This window comes from Enterobacter sp. DC4, assembly GCF_000568095.1.
In the GTDB taxonomy this organism is placed as follows: Bacteria; Pseudomonadota; Gammaproteobacteria; order Enterobacterales; family Enterobacteriaceae; genus Enterobacter; species Enterobacter pseudoroggenkampii.
Genome location: NZ_AZUB01000001.1, coordinates 693,962 through 708,951, shown reverse-complemented (window position 1 = coordinate 708,951; position 14,990 = coordinate 693,962). Strand labels below are relative to the sequence as shown.

The window sequence follows — 14,990 nt, the reverse complement described above, 5'->3', positions numbered from 1 at the left end:
GGATTTTTTTCTTTTGAAGAACAAGAACTCACTACCATGCAGAAGAAATCGATTTATGTAGCCTACACTGGCGGTACCATCGGTATGCAGCGCTCCGAAAACGGCTATATCCCCGTCTCCGGCCACCTTCAGCGTCAGCTTGCGCTGATGCCAGAATTCCACCGTCCGGAAATGCCTGACTTTACTATCCACGAATACGAGCCGCTGATGGACTCCTCCGACATGACGCCGGAAGACTGGCAGCACATCGCGGATGACATTAAAGCCCATTACGACCAGTACGACGGCTTCGTGATCCTGCACGGTACCGACACCATGGCGTTTACCGCCTCGGCGCTCTCCTTCATGCTGGAGAACCTGAGCAAGCCGGTTATCGTCACCGGGTCGCAAATCCCGCTGGCGGAGCTGCGCTCCGACGGGCAGATCAACCTGCTGAACTCCCTGTACGTGGCGGCGAATTACCCGATCAACGAAGTGTCGCTGTTCTTTAATAACCGTCTGTATCGCGGCAACCGCACCACCAAAGCCCATGCCGACGGTTTTGACGCCTTCGCCTCCCCTAACCTGCAGCCGCTGCTGGAGGCCGGGATTCATATCCGTCGTCTGGGAACCCCTCCTGCGCCGAACACCGCCGGCGAGCTGATTGTGCATCCGATTACTCCGCAACCGATTGGCGTGGTCACCATCTATCCTGGTATCTCTGCGGACGTGGTGCGTAACTTCCTGCGCCAGCCGGTGAAGGCGCTGATCCTGCGCTCCTACGGCGTGGGCAATGCGCCGCAGAACAGTGAATTCCTGAAAGAGCTTCAGGAAGCCAGCGAGCGCGGAATTGTGGTGGTGAACCTGACCCAGTGCATGTCCGGTAAAGTGAATATGGGCGGCTATGCCACCGGCAACGCGCTGGCGCATGCGGGGGTCATCAGCGGCTTCGATATGACCGTTGAGGCAACGCTGACTAAACTTCACTATTTACTGAGTCAGGATCTGGACATTCAGTCCATTCGCAGCGCGATGATGCAAAACCTGCGCGGCGAGCTGACCCCGGACGAATAAGGAGTGCTCATGAAGCAACGCGCCCTGCTACTGGTCGATTTGCAAAATGATTTCTGCGCGGGCGGTGCGCTGGCCGTCGCTGAAGGTGACAGCACCGTTGACGTGGCCAACACGCTGATAGACTGGTGCAAAGCCCGCAGCGAAGCGGTTGTCGCAAGCCAGGACTGGCACCCGGCGTACCACGGCAGCTTTGCCAGCCAGCATAACGTCGAGCCTTTCACTCAGGGAGAGCTCGACGGGCTGGCGCAAACCTTCTGGCCGGATCACTGCGTACAGCAGACGGAAGGCGCGGCGCTGCATCCGCTCCTGAATCAGAAAGCCATCGACGCGGTGTTCCATAAAGGTGAAAACCCGGCTATCGACAGCTATAGCGCGTTTTTTGATAACGGGCATCGCCAGAAAACGGCGCTGGACGCGTGGTTACGTCATCACGAAATCACGGAGCTGATTGTGCTGGGGCTGGCGACGGACTACTGCGTGAAGTTCACCGTGCTGGATGCGCTCCAGTTAGGTTATACCGTCAGCGTCATCACCGACGGCTGCCGCGGGGTGAACATTCACCCGCAGGACAGCGCTCAGGCGTTTATGGATATGGCTGCGGAAGGCGCGACGCTGTATACGCTCGAAGACTGGCTGGAGACGCAGGCGTAAGCCTTTTAAGCCGGGTGGCGCTGACGCTTACCCGGCCTACCTTTCCCCGTAGGCCGGGTAAGCGTCAGCGCCACCCGGCAAAACTCCCCCTCCGATCCCTCATAAAGTGAACTCCCTCGCATCCTCAGCGAAGCGGCAATGCTATTCTCTTTAGGCTGTTTTTTCGCCACGCCTTTTCCGTGGCGTGGTTAATTTTATTAAGTCAAAGAGGAACTTGTATGAAACGTTTGCCCTTGCTGGCAGCATTACCCCTGCTTTGCGCGTCAGTTGCCTCCGCCAGTTCCCTGATGTCCGTGGGCTACTTTAACGGAGGTGGCGATGTCACCGCCGGACCGGGTGGCGATATCAACAAACTGGACGTTCGCCAGATCACCCACCTGAACTACTCGTTTGGTCTGGTCTATAACGACGAAAAAGACGAAACCAACGCCGCGCTGAAAGATCCGGCTAAGCTGCATCAAATCTGGCTATCGCCAAAAGTGGCGTCCGATCTGGCCTTAATCCCCACTCTGCGTAAGCAAAACCCGAACCTCAAAGTGCTGCTTTCCGTCGGCGGCTGGGGCGCGCGCGGCTTCTCTGGCGCAGCGGCAACCCAAGAGAGCCGCGCGGTGTTCATCCGCTCCGCACAGGAAATTGTCGAAAAATACGGCCTGGACGGGATCGATCTCGACTGGGAATATCCGGTCAACGGCGCCTGGGGGCTGGTGGCCAGCACACCTGCCGACCGGGGTAACTTTACCGCCCTGCTGAAAGAGTTGCGCGACGCGTTCGGGCATAAAAAACTGGTCACCATTGCGGTAGGCGCGAATGCGGAAAGTCCGAAAAGCTGGGTGGATGTTAAAGCCATTGCGCCCCTGCTCGACTACATCAACCTGATGACCTATGACATGGCGTACGGTACGCAGTATTTTAACGCCAACCTGTATGACTCCACCACCTGGCCGACGGTGGCCGCCGCGGACAAATACAGCGTCGATTTTGTCGTGAACAACTATCTGACCGCCGGACTGAAGCCGCAGCAGATGAATCTCGGGATTGGTTTCTATGGCCGCGTGCCGAAACGCGCCGTAGAGCCGGGGATCGACTGGACTAAACAGGATGCGCAAAAAAATCCTGTCACCCAGCCCTACTTCGGGCCGCAGGAGATCGGGTTGTTCAAGTCACTCGGCTATGACCTGACCAAAGATACCTACGTGAAGTACAACGATATCGTGAAGAAGCTGTTGAACGATCCACAGAAACGCTTTACCGAGCACTGGGACGACCAGGCAAAAGTGCCGTGGCTGTCGGTGAAGGGTGCCGATGGCAACGCGCTGTTTGCGATTTCGTATGAGAACCCACGATCCGTGGCGATCAAAGCGGACTACATCAAAGAGAAAGGGCTCGCCGGAGCGATGTTCTGGGAGTACGGGGCTGATGACAACAATCAGTTAGCGAAACAGCTGGCGGCGTCGCTCGGGATCCCGCATACGCATAAGTAGTAAGACAATCAAGCCCTCTCCCCGTGGGAGAGGGTTGGGTGAGGGCATCAACCCGCACCGTTATTGCATTTTCATCGTCGCAATCGGCTTCGGCGTGATGCCAAAGTCTTCTTTCAGCTCACGCTTGCTCTTCATCACCATCTGGCCCTGGGTGTCGATCGTCATGTGCTGCGCGTCGGTGTTATTGCGCGCCTGCCACAGCATCACCAACTGCAGGCTGTTCTCTTTTTGCTCCGGGGTCAGCGCGACGCCATCGGGCCATTTTCCCAGCTCTACGGCGGTCACCAGACGATGATAAATCTCCGGCGTCATCCCGCTAATCATGTCTTCAATATTCACAATCCTGCCCTTTCAAAGGAATAATTTGCTGAATCGTTTTTTCAACCCTTCACCTGGTCGCCGTTTTCGTCGTCAGTGAAGCTCATTGAGGCTGAATTCACGCAGAAACGCTCGCCCGTGGGCTGAGGGCCATCCGGGAAGACGTGCCCAAGGTGCGCATCGCAGTTGCCGCAGCGAATTTCCGTGCGCACCATGCCGTGTGACGAGTCGGTCAGGTAGCGGATGGCCTCATCGCTCACCGGCTCGTAAAAGCTCGGCCAGCCGCAGCCAGAATCAAATTTCGTTTGTGAATTAAACAGGGGCGCATCACAGACCAGGCAGTGGTAGACGCCGTCCCGCTTGTTGTGCAGTAAACGCCCGGTGAACGGCGGTTCCGTCCCGTGATTCTGCGTCACGTAAAACTGCATTTCTGTGAGGTTTTTTTTCAAATCTTCAGGGTTACGTTGGTTCGACATATGCTTACATCTCGCTGTAGAAACAGACATCTTTTAACCCGGATTCTAACAAAACATTAACACCCTTGCGTGCACTTTTGATCTAAACTTATGTGTCGCGAAAAGGCGGTCAGGCAATTGTGATCATGCTCACATTTTTATCCTGCGAGGCCTTTAAAATCCCGGCGCAGCCCCCATATGGGTGCAAGCTCAAAGGGAAAGTGAGGCGAGTCAGTCGCACAAACGTTAGTCACAGGATTGATTTGTCGCAATGATTGACACGATTCCGCTTGACGCTGCGTAAGGTTTTTGTAATTTTACAGGCAACCTTTTATTCACTAACAAATAGCTGGTGGAATATATGACTATCAAAGTAGGTATCAACGGTTTTGGCCGTATCGGCCGTATTGTTTTCCGTGCTGCTCAGAAACGTTCTGACATCGAAATCGTTGGTATCAACGATCTCCTGGACGCTGAATACATGGCGTACATGCTGAAGTACGACTCAACTCACGGTCGTTTCGACGGCACCGTTGAAGTGAAAGACGGCCACCTGGTTGTTAATGGCAAAACCATCCGCGTTACTGCTGAAAAAGACCCAGCTAACCTGAAATGGAACGAAATCGGTGTTGACGTTGTTGCTGAAGCAACCGGTATCTTCCTGACCGATGAAACTGCACGTAAACACATCACTGCGGGTGCGAAGAAAGTTGTTCTGACTGGTCCTTCCAAAGACAACACCCCAATGTTCGTTCGTGGTGCAAACTTCGAAACTTACGCTGGCCAGGATATCGTGTCTAACGCATCCTGCACCACCAACTGCCTGGCACCGCTGGCTAAAGTTATCAACGACAACTTCGGCATCATCGAAGGTCTGATGACTACCGTTCACGCAACCACCGCTACTCAGAAAACCGTTGATGGCCCGTCTCACAAAGACTGGCGCGGCGGCCGTGGCGCGGCACAGAACATCATCCCATCCTCTACCGGTGCTGCTAAAGCTGTAGGTAAAGTACTGCCAGAACTGAATGGCAAACTGACTGGTATGGCGTTCCGCGTTCCAACTCCTAACGTATCCGTTGTTGACCTGACCGTTCGTCTGGAAAAAGCTGCTTCTTATGAAGAAATTAAGAAAGCAATCAAAGCTGCTTCCGAAGGCGCAATGAAAGGCGTTCTGGGCTACACCGAAGACGACGTTGTATCTACCGATTTCAACGGCGAAGTGTGCACTTCCGTGTTCGATGCTAAAGCGGGTATCGCACTGAACGACAACTTCGTTAAACTGGTATCCTGGTACGACAACGAAACTGGCTACTCTAACAAAGTACTGGACCTGATCGCTCACATCTCCAAATAAGTTGAGATGAGTGCTTGATCCAAAAAGGCGACTTCGGTCGCCTTTTTTTATTTATAAGACAGAGGATTGCTTAATGATTAATAAAATTTTTGCACTTCCGGTAGTCGAACAGCTTACCCCTGTGCTCTCCCGCCGTCAGATTGACGGTGCCGACGTTATCGTCGTTGACCATCCACGCGTTAAAGCCTCCGTGGCGCTGAACGGCGCCCACCTGCTCTCCTGGAAACCGGAAGGTGAAGCCGAAGGCTTATGGCTGAGCGATGCGACCTCCTTCAAAAAAGGGGCAGCGATCCGCGGTGGCGTGCCGATCTGCTGGCCATGGTTCGGCCCGTCCGCACAGCCGGGTTTACCGTCTCACGGTTTTGCCCGTAACCAGCAGTGGACCCTGAAAGCGCACAACGAAGACGACAACGGCGCCGTGCTGACCTTTGAGCTGCAGGCTAATGATGAAACCCGCGCCCTCTGGCCGCACGATTTCACCCTGTACGCCCGCTTTAAGCTGGGTAAAACCTGTGAAATCGAACTGGAAGCCCACGGTGAGTTTGAAACCACCGCAGCCCTGCACACCTACTTCAACGTGGGTGATATCGGCGCAGTGAAGGTGAGCGGCCTTGGCGATACCTTTATCGACAAAGTGGATAACGCCAAAGAAGGTAAACTGAGCGACGGCATACAGACGTTCCCTGACCGTACCGACCGCGTCTACCTGCACCCGGAAGCGTGCAGCGTGATCCACGACGGCGCGCTGAACCGCGGCATTGAAGTGGTCCATCATCATCACAGCGACGTGGTGGGCTGGAACCCGGGCCCGGCGCTGTCCGTCAGCATGGCCGACATGACGGATGAAGGGTATAAAACGTTTGTCTGCGTGGAAACCGCCTGCGTGAGCACCCCGCAAAAAGCGAGCGACGAAAAACCGTCTCGTTTAGGGCAGACGATCCGCATTGTTAAGCGATAATTTTTCTGCACCACATCAAAGCAAACGGGGCGCACGCGCCCCGTTTTAATGCATCAATTGCACGATATTAGTGCGCAATCAGAACTTGTAGCTCACACCGACAGAGAAAATACCTGCCCAGGACTTGTCGACCATCGGGCTATCCTTCACTTCGTCGCTCAGACGCTCATAGCGGCCGGTACCGTACACGCTCCAGTCGCCGAGGAAGTTGTAGCTCGCGGTCAGCTCCAGGTACGGATCCCAGCCGTCATCTGCGCTGTAGCTCTTCAGACCACTGCGGCGGGACTCGTTTTTAGACACGCCATAGTAGTAGTCGTTGTAGTTCTCGCTGTTGTACTGCACACCAATACCCGGCGTCAGGGTCAGACCACCGTTGGTATAGCGGTACAGCCACGCCAGATCCCAGATAAAGCCGTTGCTGTTATCGAGCGTATCGCCTGCCAGGGCCGTACGCAGGAAGCCATACTGGGTGTTATGCACGTATGAGAGGCCGGCCATCATCGAGCTTTTGCGCTTGTCGAGCTGGCGAAGCGCGTGGCTGTCGCTGTCACCCGGCTTGAAGTGCGTCGGATCATAGTAGGCCATGATGGAGAGCTTATCGGCCGTATCGTTCCAGAGATAGTAGCCGCCGCCGAGCCCGCGGAACCAGACGTTATCGCCTTCATAGGTGATAACGGGAACAGGATAAACGTCACGGTCATACTGTTTGTACGGGCTGTTAATGACGCCAACACCCGCGCCAACCGTCCACTGACTTTCCGCCTGTGCGGTGTTCACTGCGGTCGCGGCAAGGATGCCTAATGCCAGAAGTTTGAGTTTGGTCACAATCCATTCTTTCCTGTAGTCAAATAATCAGCGGATGAAGTGTAACCGCCATTCCCGTACATCCCAAAATTTTTTGCCTGCTAATCAGTCTGATTAACCCATTATTTTTAACTTATCAGATGACAGCCTGCTTTCATTTATATGACCGCTGAATGAAAAACGTGCATTTGTCTTATAACGACAGTGGAAATTTTTGGATGAGTTATTGATATGTCATTGAAAGTAGATTTTCTGGGCATGCAAGTTTTGCAAATGCCATCTACGCTTTAATTTAAGAAGAGTTTTCCTGAACACCTGCGGTTCTTAGCGTCTGACCTGGCACACAGGTTGCTGCTTTGGCAGTGAGGTGCGAGAGATTCTCTTCCGGGAGCCTCCACTACTCATACGAACGGCTCTTATCCTGTGCTAAAAAACGAAAGGACGGCATGCCATGAATATATTCGATCACTATCGCCAGCGCTATGAAGCTGCCAAGGACGAAGAGTTCACACTGCAGGAGTTTCTTACCATCTGTCGGCAAGATCGCAGTGCCTATGCCAATGCGGCAGAACGGCTATTGATGGCTATTGGTGAGCCAAACATGGTTGACACTGCCCTGGAGCCTCGGCTTTCCCGTCTCTTTTCGAATCGGGTGGTCGCCCGATATCCGGCGTTTGAAGAGTTCTATGGTATGGAAGATGCCATCGAACAGATTGTCTCCTATCTGAAGCATGCCGCTCAGGGTCTGGAAGAGAAGAAACAGATCCTCTATTTACTCGGCCCCGTGGGCGGCGGTAAATCCTCGCTGGCGGAACGCCTGAAGTCGCTGATGCAGCGCGTGCCTATCTATGTGCTGAGCGCCAACGGTGAACGCAGCCCGGTGAACGACCATCCGCTGTGCCTGTTCAATCCGCAGGAAGATGCGCAGATTCTGGACAAAGAGTATGGCATCCCGCGTCGCTATCTCGGCACCATCATGTCGCCGTGGGCGGCAAAACGCCTGCACGAGTTTGGTGGCGATATCACCAAATTCCGCGTGGTGAAAGTCTGGCCGTCTATCCTTGAACAGATCGCCATCGCCAAAACGGAACCCGGCGATGAGAACAACCAGGACATCTCGGCGCTGGTGGGTAAAGTCGACATCCGTAAGCTGGAAAACTTCGCGCAAAACGATCCGGATGCCTACGGTTACTCGGGCGCGCTGTGCCGCGCGAACCAGGGGATTATGGAGTTCGTCGAGATGTTTAAAGCGCCAATCAAGGTGCTGCATCCGCTGCTGACGGCGACTCAGGAAGGCAACTACAACGGGACGGAAGGTATCTCCGCCCTGCCGTTTAACGGGATTATTCTCGCCCACTCGAACGAATCTGAATGGGTGACCTTCCGTAATAACAAAAACAATGAGGCCTTCCTTGACCGCGTGTACATCGTCAAGGTGCCTTATTGCCTGCGGATCTCCGAAGAGATCAAAATTTACGAGAAACTGCTTAACCACAGTGAGCTGGTGCATGCCCCCTGCGCGCCCGGCACGCTGGAAACGCTGTCACGCTTCTCCATCCTTTCGCGTCTGAAAGAGCCGGAAAACTCCAGCATCTATTCGAAAATGCGCGTCTATGACGGTGAAAGCCTGAAAGATACCGACCCGAAAGCGAAGTCGTATCAGGAATACCGCGACTATGCCGGGGTTGATGAGGGGATGAACGGTCTTTCCACGCGCTTCGCGTTTAAGATCCTCTCCCGCGTCTTTAACTTCGACCATGCGGAAGTGGCGGCCAACCCGGTTCATCTGTTCTACGTGCTGGAACAGCAAATCGAGCGCGAGCAGTTCCCGCAGGAGCAGGCTGAACGCTACCTTGAGTTCCTCAAAGGTTACCTGATCCCGAAATACGCCGAGTTCATTGGCAAAGAGATCCAGACGGCCTACCTGGAATCCTATTCAGAGTACGGGCAGAACATTTTCGACCGTTATGTCACCTACGCTGACTTCTGGATCCAGGATCAGGAGTACCGCGATCCGGATACCGGCCAGCTGTTTGACCGTGAATCCCTGAACGCGGAGCTGGAAAAAATCGAGAAGCCTGCCGGGATCAGCAACCCGAAAGACTTCCGTAACGAGATTGTGAACTTCGTCCTGCGCGCCAGAGCGCATAACAACGGGCGCAATCCGAACTGGACCAGCTACGAGAAACTGCGCACGGTCATTGAGAAGAAAATGTTCTCCAATACCGAAGAGCTGCTGCCGGTGATCTCGTTTAACGCCAAAACCTCAACCGATGAACAGAAAAAACACGACGATTTTGTCGACCGTATGATGGAAAAAGGCTACACCCGCAAACAGGTCCGCCTGCTCTGCGAATGGTACCTGCGCGTGCGTAAATCGTCTTAAAACAAGTGCCCGGCGGCGGTTAGCGCCTGCCGGGCCTACAAAATGCAAGTTGGCAAATGCAGTACGGGGGGTATATGACCTGGTTTATTGACCGGCGTCTTAACGGCAAAAACAAGAGCACGGTGAACCGCCAGCGCTTCTTGCGTCGTTATAAAGCGCAAATTAAACAGTCTATCTCCGAGGCCATCAACAAACGCTCGGTGACCGACGTCGACAGCGGCGAATCTGTCTCCATCCCCACCGATGACATCAGCGAACCGATGTTTCATCAGGGGCGAGGCGGCCTGCGCCATCGCGTACACCCAGGTAATGACCACTTCGTTCAGAACGACAGAATTGAGCGCCCTCAGGGCGGCGGCGGTGGTTCAGGAAGCGGTCAGGGACAGGCCAGCCAGGACGGTGAAGGCCAGGACGAATTTGTCTTCCAGATTTCGAAAGATGAATATCTCGACCTGCTGTTTGAAGACCTGGCGCTGCCGAATCTGAAAAAGAATCAGCATCGTCAGCTTAATGAATATAAAACCCATCGCGCGGGCTATACCGCCAACGGCGTACCCGCCAATATCAGCGTCGTGCGTTCGTTGCAGAATTCGCTGGCGCGACGCACGGCCATGACGGCAGGCAAACGTCGCGAACTGCGCGAGCTGGAGAGCAGCCTGAAGGTGGTGGAAAACACGGAACCGGCGCAACTGCTGGAAGAGGAGCGCCTGCGTAAAGAGATTGCAGAGCTGAGGGCGAAGATCGAACGGGTACCGTTTATCGACACCTTCGACCTGCGCTACAAGAACTACGAAAAACGCCCTGAGCCCTCCAGCCAGGCGGTGATGTTCTGTCTGATGGACGTGTCCGGCTCGATGGATCAGGCAACCAAGGATATGGCGAAGCGTTTTTATATTCTGCTCTATCTGTTCCTGAGCAGAACCTATAAGAACGTGGAGGTGGTCTATATCCGCCACCACACTCAGGCGAAAGAGGTGGATGAGCATGAGTTCTTCTACTCGCAGGAGACCGGCGGGACCATCGTCTCAAGCGCCCTGAAGCTGATGGATGAAGTGGTGAAAGAGCGTTACGACCCGTCGCAGTGGAATATTTATGCCGCGCAGGCGTCGGACGGCGATAACTGGGCCGACGACTCACCGCTGTGTCATGAGATCCTGGCGAAGAAAATTCTGCCGGTGGTGCGTTACTACAGCTATATCGAAATCACCCGCCGCGCGCACCAGACCCTGTGGCGGGAGTATGAACATCTGCAATCGATGTTCGATAATTTTGCCATGCAGCATATCCGTGACCAGGATGATATTTATCCGGTGTTCAGGGAGCTGTTCCACAAGCAATCTTCTACCAGCAACGCATAATCAAACAGCCAGCGAAAGCGCTGGCTGTTTTCTTTCGACCCCGCTCATCCCGTGCTAATGTAGAACGCTGCATACTGGCTTATCACCGGGAAATCGTTATGACTGACGACGTTATTGGAACAGGAACCCACCAGCAGCTCATTACCTTACTCACGGAGCAGGGCGCGCGGTTTCGCGTCATGGAGCACGAGGCGGTCGGGAAATGTGAAGCGGTAAGTGAAATTCGCGGAACCGATCTGCGGCAAGGCGCCAAAGCCCTGGTCTGCAAGGTGAAGGGAAACGGCGTAAAAAAACACGTTCTGGCGATCCTCGCCGCCGATCTGCAGGCTGACCTGAGCCAGCTTGCCAGCCATTTTGGCGGGCTAAAGGCCTCCCTCGCCAGCCCGGCCGAGGTCGATACCCTGACCGCCTGCGTTTTCGGCGCTATCCCGCCCTTTAGCTTCCATCCTGATTTGGCGCTGGTTGCCGACCCGCTGCTGTTCGAGCGTTTTGACGAAATCGCGTTTAACGCTGGCCTGCTGGAGAAATCCGTGATTATGGATACCCAGGATTACCTGCGCATCGCCCGTCCTGAGCTGGTAACTTTCCATAAAGCGTAACTACAATGGCTGACGCCCTGTCAGCCTTTTCGTTCCAGAAACAGCACGGAGGCAATGAGAATAACGGCAATAGCGAAAAACGATGAGGAGATAATCAGCGTTTCCACAAACATGTGATCGTTCATGATGGCGACCCCTTTTGCGATATCTGCCTCCGTTTTAATCCGCGTAAATGACAAGGTTATGACAACAATAAAATCTTTTAAAACTGTCCTGCGTCGCGTTTGCGCGTACAGTAAGCAGGTTAATTATTCTGGCAAGGATTCCCTATGTTTGACCCTACTCTGCTCATTCTTCTGGCACTCGCCGCGCTCGGCTTTGTCAGCCATAACACCACGGTCGCCATCTCGATTCTGGTGCTTATTATTGTTCGCGTGACCCCGTTAAATACCTTTTTCCCGTGGATAGAAAAACAAGGCCTCACCATCGGGATAATCATTTTAACCATCGGGGTAATGGCGCCCATCGCCAGCGGTACGCTTCCTGCATCAACCCTGCTGCACTCATTCGTAAACTGGAAATCGCTGGTGGCGATCGCGGTGGGGATTTTTGTGTCGTGGCTGGGCGGTCGCGGCGTCACGCTGATGAGCAGCCAGCCCTCGCTGGTGGCGGGTCTGCTGGTGGGCACCGTGCTGGGCGTGGCGCTCTTCCGCGGCGTGCCGGTCGGCCCGCTGATTGCGGCAGGCCTTGTCTCGCTGTTTATCGGGAAGTGGTAGTCAGGCTGGCCATATAACGCGCTGGCGTCTGGCCCAGTCCCTTTCTGAACATGGTGATAAACGCGGTGGTCGAGTCATAGCCCAGTGACTGGGCCACCTGCTGTACCGATTTCCCGCCGATCAGGTGCTGTAACGCCACGATCAGCTGCAGCTGGTGACGCCAGCGACGAAAGCTTAAACCGGTCTCTTTCACCACCAGCCGCGCCAGGCTGCGTTCGCTCATGGCAAAATGGCTCGCCCACTGCGCCAGCGTCTGCCAGGCGGCGGGCTCTTCCGCCATCTTCTCGCTCATCAGTCGAATTTTAGGATGGGGCGAGACGGGCAGCTGCAGGTGCTCCTGTCGCTGGAGCGGCAGCTCGTCGAACAGCACGTCCACCAGGCGCGACGTGGTCGCAAGAGGGAGCTGCTCACGCGATTTTTCCGCCAGGGATAAAATCAGCTCCCGCACCAGAGGAGAGATTTTCAGGGTACAGCAGCGTTCGGGCAAGCTTGCCGCCCCCGGCTCAATAAATAAAAAGCAGAGCTGCGCGCCCGGCGTGGCTCTGTTGCTGTGCGGCATCTGGCCGGGGATCCAGACGGCATACTGGGGCGGAACCATCAGCATCGCATTTTCCACTTCGCAGGTGATTGCGCCGCCAAGGGCCAGAATCAGCTGCCCCTTACGGTGATGGTGCCGGGGAATATATTGTTCCTCCGCCACCACCTGAATACGAAATGCGACGGCCGCATCGTACTGGCTATCAGGATCGTAGCCCTCCAGTCCCAGACCAATCATCAGTTTGTCCGATATTAGCGATAAACTGTCATTTTAGCCTGATTTCAACCGCTGAGAAAATCGGTATTGTGTGCCCTCGCTTGAACGTATGAGAACATAATGACTACTGCTATTCGCACCTCAGGAAAACACGGCGCGCTGTTGATTGCAGGCATCCTGATGATTGCCACTACGCTTCGCGTCACCTTTACCGGCGCAGCGCCGCTGCTCGACACTATTCGTCTTGATTATGGCTTAAGCACGGCGCAAACCGGTCTGCTGACCACCTTGCCCCTGCTGGCTTTCGCCCTCGTCTCGCCGCTCGCCGCAGGCGTTGCCCGACGTATCGGCATGGAGCGCAGCCTGTTTATCGCCCTGCTGCTGATTTGCGCCGGAATTGCGGTTCGCTCTCTGCCTTCCGCCGCGCTGCTGTTCATCGGTACGGCAGTCATTGGCTGCGGTATTGCGCTCGGGAACGTGCTGTTACCCGGATTAATTAAGCGTGACTTTCCGGGCCAGGTGGCGAAGCTCACCGGTGCTTATTCCCTGACGATGGGCGTCTCGGCGGCGTTTGGTTCAGCGATGATTGTTCCCCTGGCGCAGGGGAACGCGGGCTGGCATGGCGCCCTGCTGATGCTGATGGCGTTTCCGCTGGTCGCGCTGCTGCTCTGGTTACCCCAGTGGCGTCAGAAACACGTTGCAGCGGTAACGGGCGCTGGCGCGCTGCATAATCGCGCCATCTGGCGCTCGGCGCTCGCCTGGCAGGTGACGCTCTTTTTAGGGATTAACTCGCTGATTTACTACGTCATCATCGGCTGGCTGCCGGCGATACTGCTGAGCCACGGCTACAGCGAAGCGCAGGCCGGCTCGGTGCACGGGCTGCTACAGCTGGCCACGGCCGTGCCGGGGCTTGCCGTGCCGCTGATCCTCCACCGTCTGAAAGATCAGCGGGCCCTTGCAGGCGCAGTGGCGCTGCTGTGCGCGATAAGCGCGGCGGGATTATGGTTTATGCCAGGCATGGCGGTGATGTGGACGCTGGTGTTTGGCTTTGGCACAGGAGCAACGATGATCCTCGGCCTGACGTTCATCGGTCTGCGCGCCAGCTCCGCGCACCAGGCTGCGGCGCTGTCCGGCATGGCGCAGTCGATTGGCTATCTGCTCGCCGCCTGCGGCCCTCCGCTGATGGGGAAAATTCACGATAGCGCAGGAGACTGGCGGATCCCGCTTCTGGGCTGCGCCCTGGCCGCGGTGATAATGGCCCTCTGCGGCATCTTAGCCGGGCGAGACCGGGAGATCGCGCCCCGTTAAACAGTGTGGCAGACCCTCGGGTCTGCCTTTTTTAACCCCGGGCCGCGCGCAGCATCGCCTCCACCAGCACGACCGGACGTCCTTCCAGCGCACCACGCTCGTGCTGGAATAAGGTGATCACGAAGAACGGGTGCGTGACCAGTTCTGCGGCACGAATTTCTCCCTGGTCGTCCCAGCCCGTAACATGCATATCACCGCTTTCCAGCGCCTGCGCAAACGCCGGCGACACGCCATAGTTACAGTGATACCCCTCTTCAATTTCCGGTTTGCCGTACGCTTTGGCGATCAGCGTATTTTTGCGCAGTTCAATCGCATCGGTTTTTTCCACCAGCGAGCAAGTCAGCGGCGCAATCACCATGGTGCCTTCGGTATCCGTCTCAGCGTGTGCCGCATCAGCCCAGCCCAGCACGTTTCGGGCATACTCAATCAGCGCATGCTGGAACCCGCCGCAGGTGCCCAGGAACGGGATGCTGTTTTCACGGGCATAGCGCGCGGCGATAAAAGCGGCCTCGGTGTTTTTATAGGGGCTGGCGGGTACCAGCCAGATGGCATCGTAGCCCACCAGATCTTCAGGGCTTGTCAGCTCCGTGGTGGCAAGCCAGTCGTAATCGGCGGTGAGGTCAAGCACTGCGGCGGCGTCGTCAATGGCCAGCGGGATCGCCTGATGCGCAATTACACTGGGATTGTAATCGCCAACCAGCGCAATGCGCAGCGTCGTTTTAACCGGGAGGTGTTCCATGAAAGGTTCCTTATGCCAGAGTATTATCAGATAACATAAGGAACCTCAGACTA

Annotated in this window: 16 protein-coding genes; 10 read left to right on the top strand and 6 right to left on the bottom strand. The window is 55.6% G+C overall.

All coding sequences use genetic code 11. The features are described 5' to 3' along the window. The first annotated feature begins 36 nt into the window (after positions 1 to 36). The 3 genes from ansA (at position 37) to P349_RS20630 (ending at position 3,185) form a co-directional block, all read left to right on the top strand. The gene (ansA, locus tag P349_RS20620) at positions 37 to 1,053 is read left to right on the top strand and encodes an asparaginase (RefSeq protein ID WP_032650915.1); all 1,017 of its coding nucleotides are present in this window, start codon (positions 37 to 39) and stop codon (positions 1,051 to 1,053) included. A gap of 9 nt (positions 1,054 to 1,062) precedes the next feature. After that, positions 1,063 to 1,704, top strand: coding sequence for a bifunctional nicotinamidase/pyrazinamidase (pncA, locus tag P349_RS20625; protein WP_032650913.1), 642 nt, complete (start codon positions 1,063 to 1,065; stop codon positions 1,702 to 1,704). A 218-nt stretch (positions 1,705 to 1,922) separates the two neighbouring features. After that, positions 1,923 to 3,185: a glycoside hydrolase family 18 protein gene (locus P349_RS20630; protein WP_032650912.1), complete on the top strand. Its 1,263-nt coding sequence runs from the start codon at positions 1,923 to 1,925 to the stop codon at positions 3,183 to 3,185. 60 nt (positions 3,186 to 3,245) lie between these two features. Here P349_RS20630 and P349_RS20635 read toward each other — a convergent pair whose 3' ends face one another. Continuing rightward, a complete protein-coding gene (locus tag P349_RS20635; protein ID WP_032650910.1) occupies positions 3,246 to 3,524 on the bottom strand; it encodes a YeaC family protein in 279 nt (92 codons plus the stop codon). Between the two features lie 41 nt (positions 3,525 to 3,565). Further along, positions 3,566 to 3,979: a peptide-methionine (R)-S-oxide reductase MsrB gene (gene msrB, locus P349_RS20640; protein ID WP_024908573.1), complete on the bottom strand. Its 414-nt coding sequence runs from the start codon at positions 3,977 to 3,979 to the stop codon at positions 3,566 to 3,568. A 340-nt stretch (positions 3,980 to 4,319) separates the two neighbouring features. On the opposite strand from msrB, the gene gapA reads away from it, so the two are divergent. Both gapA and P349_RS20650 read left to right on the top strand, forming a co-directional pair. Beyond that, entirely contained in the window at positions 4,320 to 5,315 is a 996-nt protein-coding gene (gene gapA, locus P349_RS20645; RefSeq protein WP_014831506.1) for a glyceraldehyde-3-phosphate dehydrogenase, read from the top strand. Positions 5,316 to 5,388: 73 nt separating this feature from the next. Further along, positions 5,389 to 6,273 carry a D-hexose-6-phosphate mutarotase gene (locus P349_RS20650; RefSeq protein ID WP_032650908.1) on the top strand — a complete coding sequence of 295 codons (885 nt, stop codon included), beginning with the start codon at positions 5,389 to 5,391 and terminating at the stop codon, positions 6,271 to 6,273. A gap of 78 nt (positions 6,274 to 6,351) precedes the next feature. Here the strand turns inward: P349_RS20650 and P349_RS20655 are convergent, their stop codons facing one another. Beyond that, complete coding sequence (locus tag P349_RS20655; protein ID WP_024908575.1) at positions 6,352 to 7,098, bottom strand: MipA/OmpV family protein; 747 nt, start codon at positions 7,096 to 7,098, stop codon at positions 6,352 to 6,354. Between the two features lie 430 nt (positions 7,099 to 7,528). On the opposite strand from P349_RS20655, the gene yeaG reads away from it, so the two are divergent. The 3 genes from yeaG to P349_RS20670 all read left to right on the top strand — a co-directional run bounded on the left by yeaG (position 7,529) and on the right by P349_RS20670 (position 11,420). Continuing rightward, on the top strand, positions 7,529 to 9,463 hold the full coding sequence (gene yeaG, locus P349_RS20660) for a protein kinase YeaG (protein ID WP_008500713.1): 1,935 nt from the start codon (positions 7,529 to 7,531) through the stop codon (positions 9,461 to 9,463). Between the two features lie 74 nt (positions 9,464 to 9,537). Then, a complete protein-coding gene (locus P349_RS20665) occupies positions 9,538 to 10,821 on the top strand; it encodes a YeaH/YhbH family protein (RefSeq protein ID WP_024908577.1) in 1,284 nt (427 codons plus the stop codon). A gap of 98 nt (positions 10,822 to 10,919) precedes the next feature. Beyond that, positions 10,920 to 11,420, top strand: coding sequence for a YbaK/prolyl-tRNA synthetase associated domain-containing protein (locus P349_RS20670; RefSeq protein WP_023335328.1), 501 nt, complete (start codon positions 10,920 to 10,922; stop codon positions 11,418 to 11,420). A gap of 20 nt (positions 11,421 to 11,440) precedes the next feature. Here P349_RS20670 and yoaI read toward each other — a convergent pair whose 3' ends face one another. Beyond that, complete coding sequence (gene yoaI / locus P349_RS26165; protein ID WP_088544756.1) at positions 11,441 to 11,545, bottom strand: small membrane protein YoaI; 105 nt, start codon at positions 11,543 to 11,545, stop codon at positions 11,441 to 11,443. Between the two features lie 144 nt (positions 11,546 to 11,689). Between yoaI and P349_RS20675 the strand changes: the two genes are divergently transcribed. Then, positions 11,690 to 12,136, top strand: coding sequence for a DUF441 domain-containing protein (locus P349_RS20675; protein ID WP_032650906.1), 447 nt, complete (start codon positions 11,690 to 11,692; stop codon positions 12,134 to 12,136). Here P349_RS20675 and P349_RS20680 read toward each other — a convergent pair. Beyond that, complete coding sequence (locus P349_RS20680; protein WP_032650905.1) at positions 12,120 to 12,911, bottom strand: AraC family transcriptional regulator; 792 nt, start codon at positions 12,909 to 12,911, stop codon at positions 12,120 to 12,122. The two genes, P349_RS20675 and P349_RS20680, sit on opposite strands and share 17 nt — an antisense overlap. Positions 12,912 to 13,010: 99 nt before the next feature. Between P349_RS20680 and P349_RS20685 the strand changes: the two genes are divergently transcribed. Beyond that, a complete protein-coding gene (locus P349_RS20685; RefSeq protein WP_032650903.1) occupies positions 13,011 to 14,198 on the top strand; it encodes a CynX/NimT family MFS transporter in 1,188 nt (395 codons plus the stop codon). 31 nt (positions 14,199 to 14,229) lie between these two features. Here the strand turns inward: P349_RS20685 and P349_RS20690 are convergent, their stop codons facing one another. Further along, on the bottom strand, positions 14,230 to 14,937 hold the full coding sequence (locus tag P349_RS20690) for a CTP synthase C-terminal region-related (seleno)protein (RefSeq protein WP_032650901.1): 708 nt from the start codon (positions 14,935 to 14,937) through the stop codon (positions 14,230 to 14,232). Positions 14,938 to 14,990 lie beyond the last annotated feature (53 nt).

Excerpts from the sequence above, each read along its gene's own strand:
- ansA (WP_032650915.1), top strand. The coding sequence starts at position 37 with ATGCAGAAGAAATCGATTTATGTAGCCTACACTGGCGGTACCATCGGT.
- pncA (WP_032650913.1), top strand. The coding sequence starts at position 1,063 with ATGAAGCAACGCGCCCTGCTACTGGTCGATTTGCAAAATGATTTCTGC.
- P349_RS20630 (WP_032650912.1), top strand. The coding sequence starts at position 1,923 with ATGAAACGTTTGCCCTTGCTGGCAGCATTACCCCTGCTTTGCGCGTCA.
- msrB (WP_024908573.1), bottom strand. The coding sequence starts at position 3,979 with ATGTCGAACCAACGTAACCCTGAAGATTTGAAAAAAAACCTCACAGAA.
- gapA (WP_014831506.1), top strand. The coding sequence starts at position 4,320 with ATGACTATCAAAGTAGGTATCAACGGTTTTGGCCGTATCGGCCGTATT.
- P349_RS20650 (WP_032650908.1), top strand. The coding sequence starts at position 5,389 with ATGATTAATAAAATTTTTGCACTTCCGGTAGTCGAACAGCTTACCCCT.
- yeaG (WP_008500713.1), top strand. The coding sequence starts at position 7,529 with ATGAATATATTCGATCACTATCGCCAGCGCTATGAAGCTGCCAAGGAC.
- P349_RS20665 (WP_024908577.1), top strand. The coding sequence starts at position 9,538 with ATGACCTGGTTTATTGACCGGCGTCTTAACGGCAAAAACAAGAGCACG.
- P349_RS20670 (WP_023335328.1), top strand. The coding sequence starts at position 10,920 with ATGACTGACGACGTTATTGGAACAGGAACCCACCAGCAGCTCATTACC.
- yoaI (WP_088544756.1), bottom strand. The coding sequence starts at position 11,545 with ATGAACGATCACATGTTTGTGGAAACGCTGATTATCTCCTCATCGTTT.
- P349_RS20675 (WP_032650906.1), top strand. The coding sequence starts at position 11,690 with ATGTTTGACCCTACTCTGCTCATTCTTCTGGCACTCGCCGCGCTCGGC.
- P349_RS20680 (WP_032650905.1), bottom strand. The coding sequence starts at position 12,911 with ATGATTGGTCTGGGACTGGAGGGCTACGATCCTGATAGCCAGTACGAT.
- P349_RS20685 (WP_032650903.1), top strand. The coding sequence starts at position 13,011 with ATGACTACTGCTATTCGCACCTCAGGAAAACACGGCGCGCTGTTGATT.
- P349_RS20690 (WP_032650901.1), bottom strand. The coding sequence starts at position 14,937 with ATGGAACACCTCCCGGTTAAAACGACGCTGCGCATTGCGCTGGTTGGC.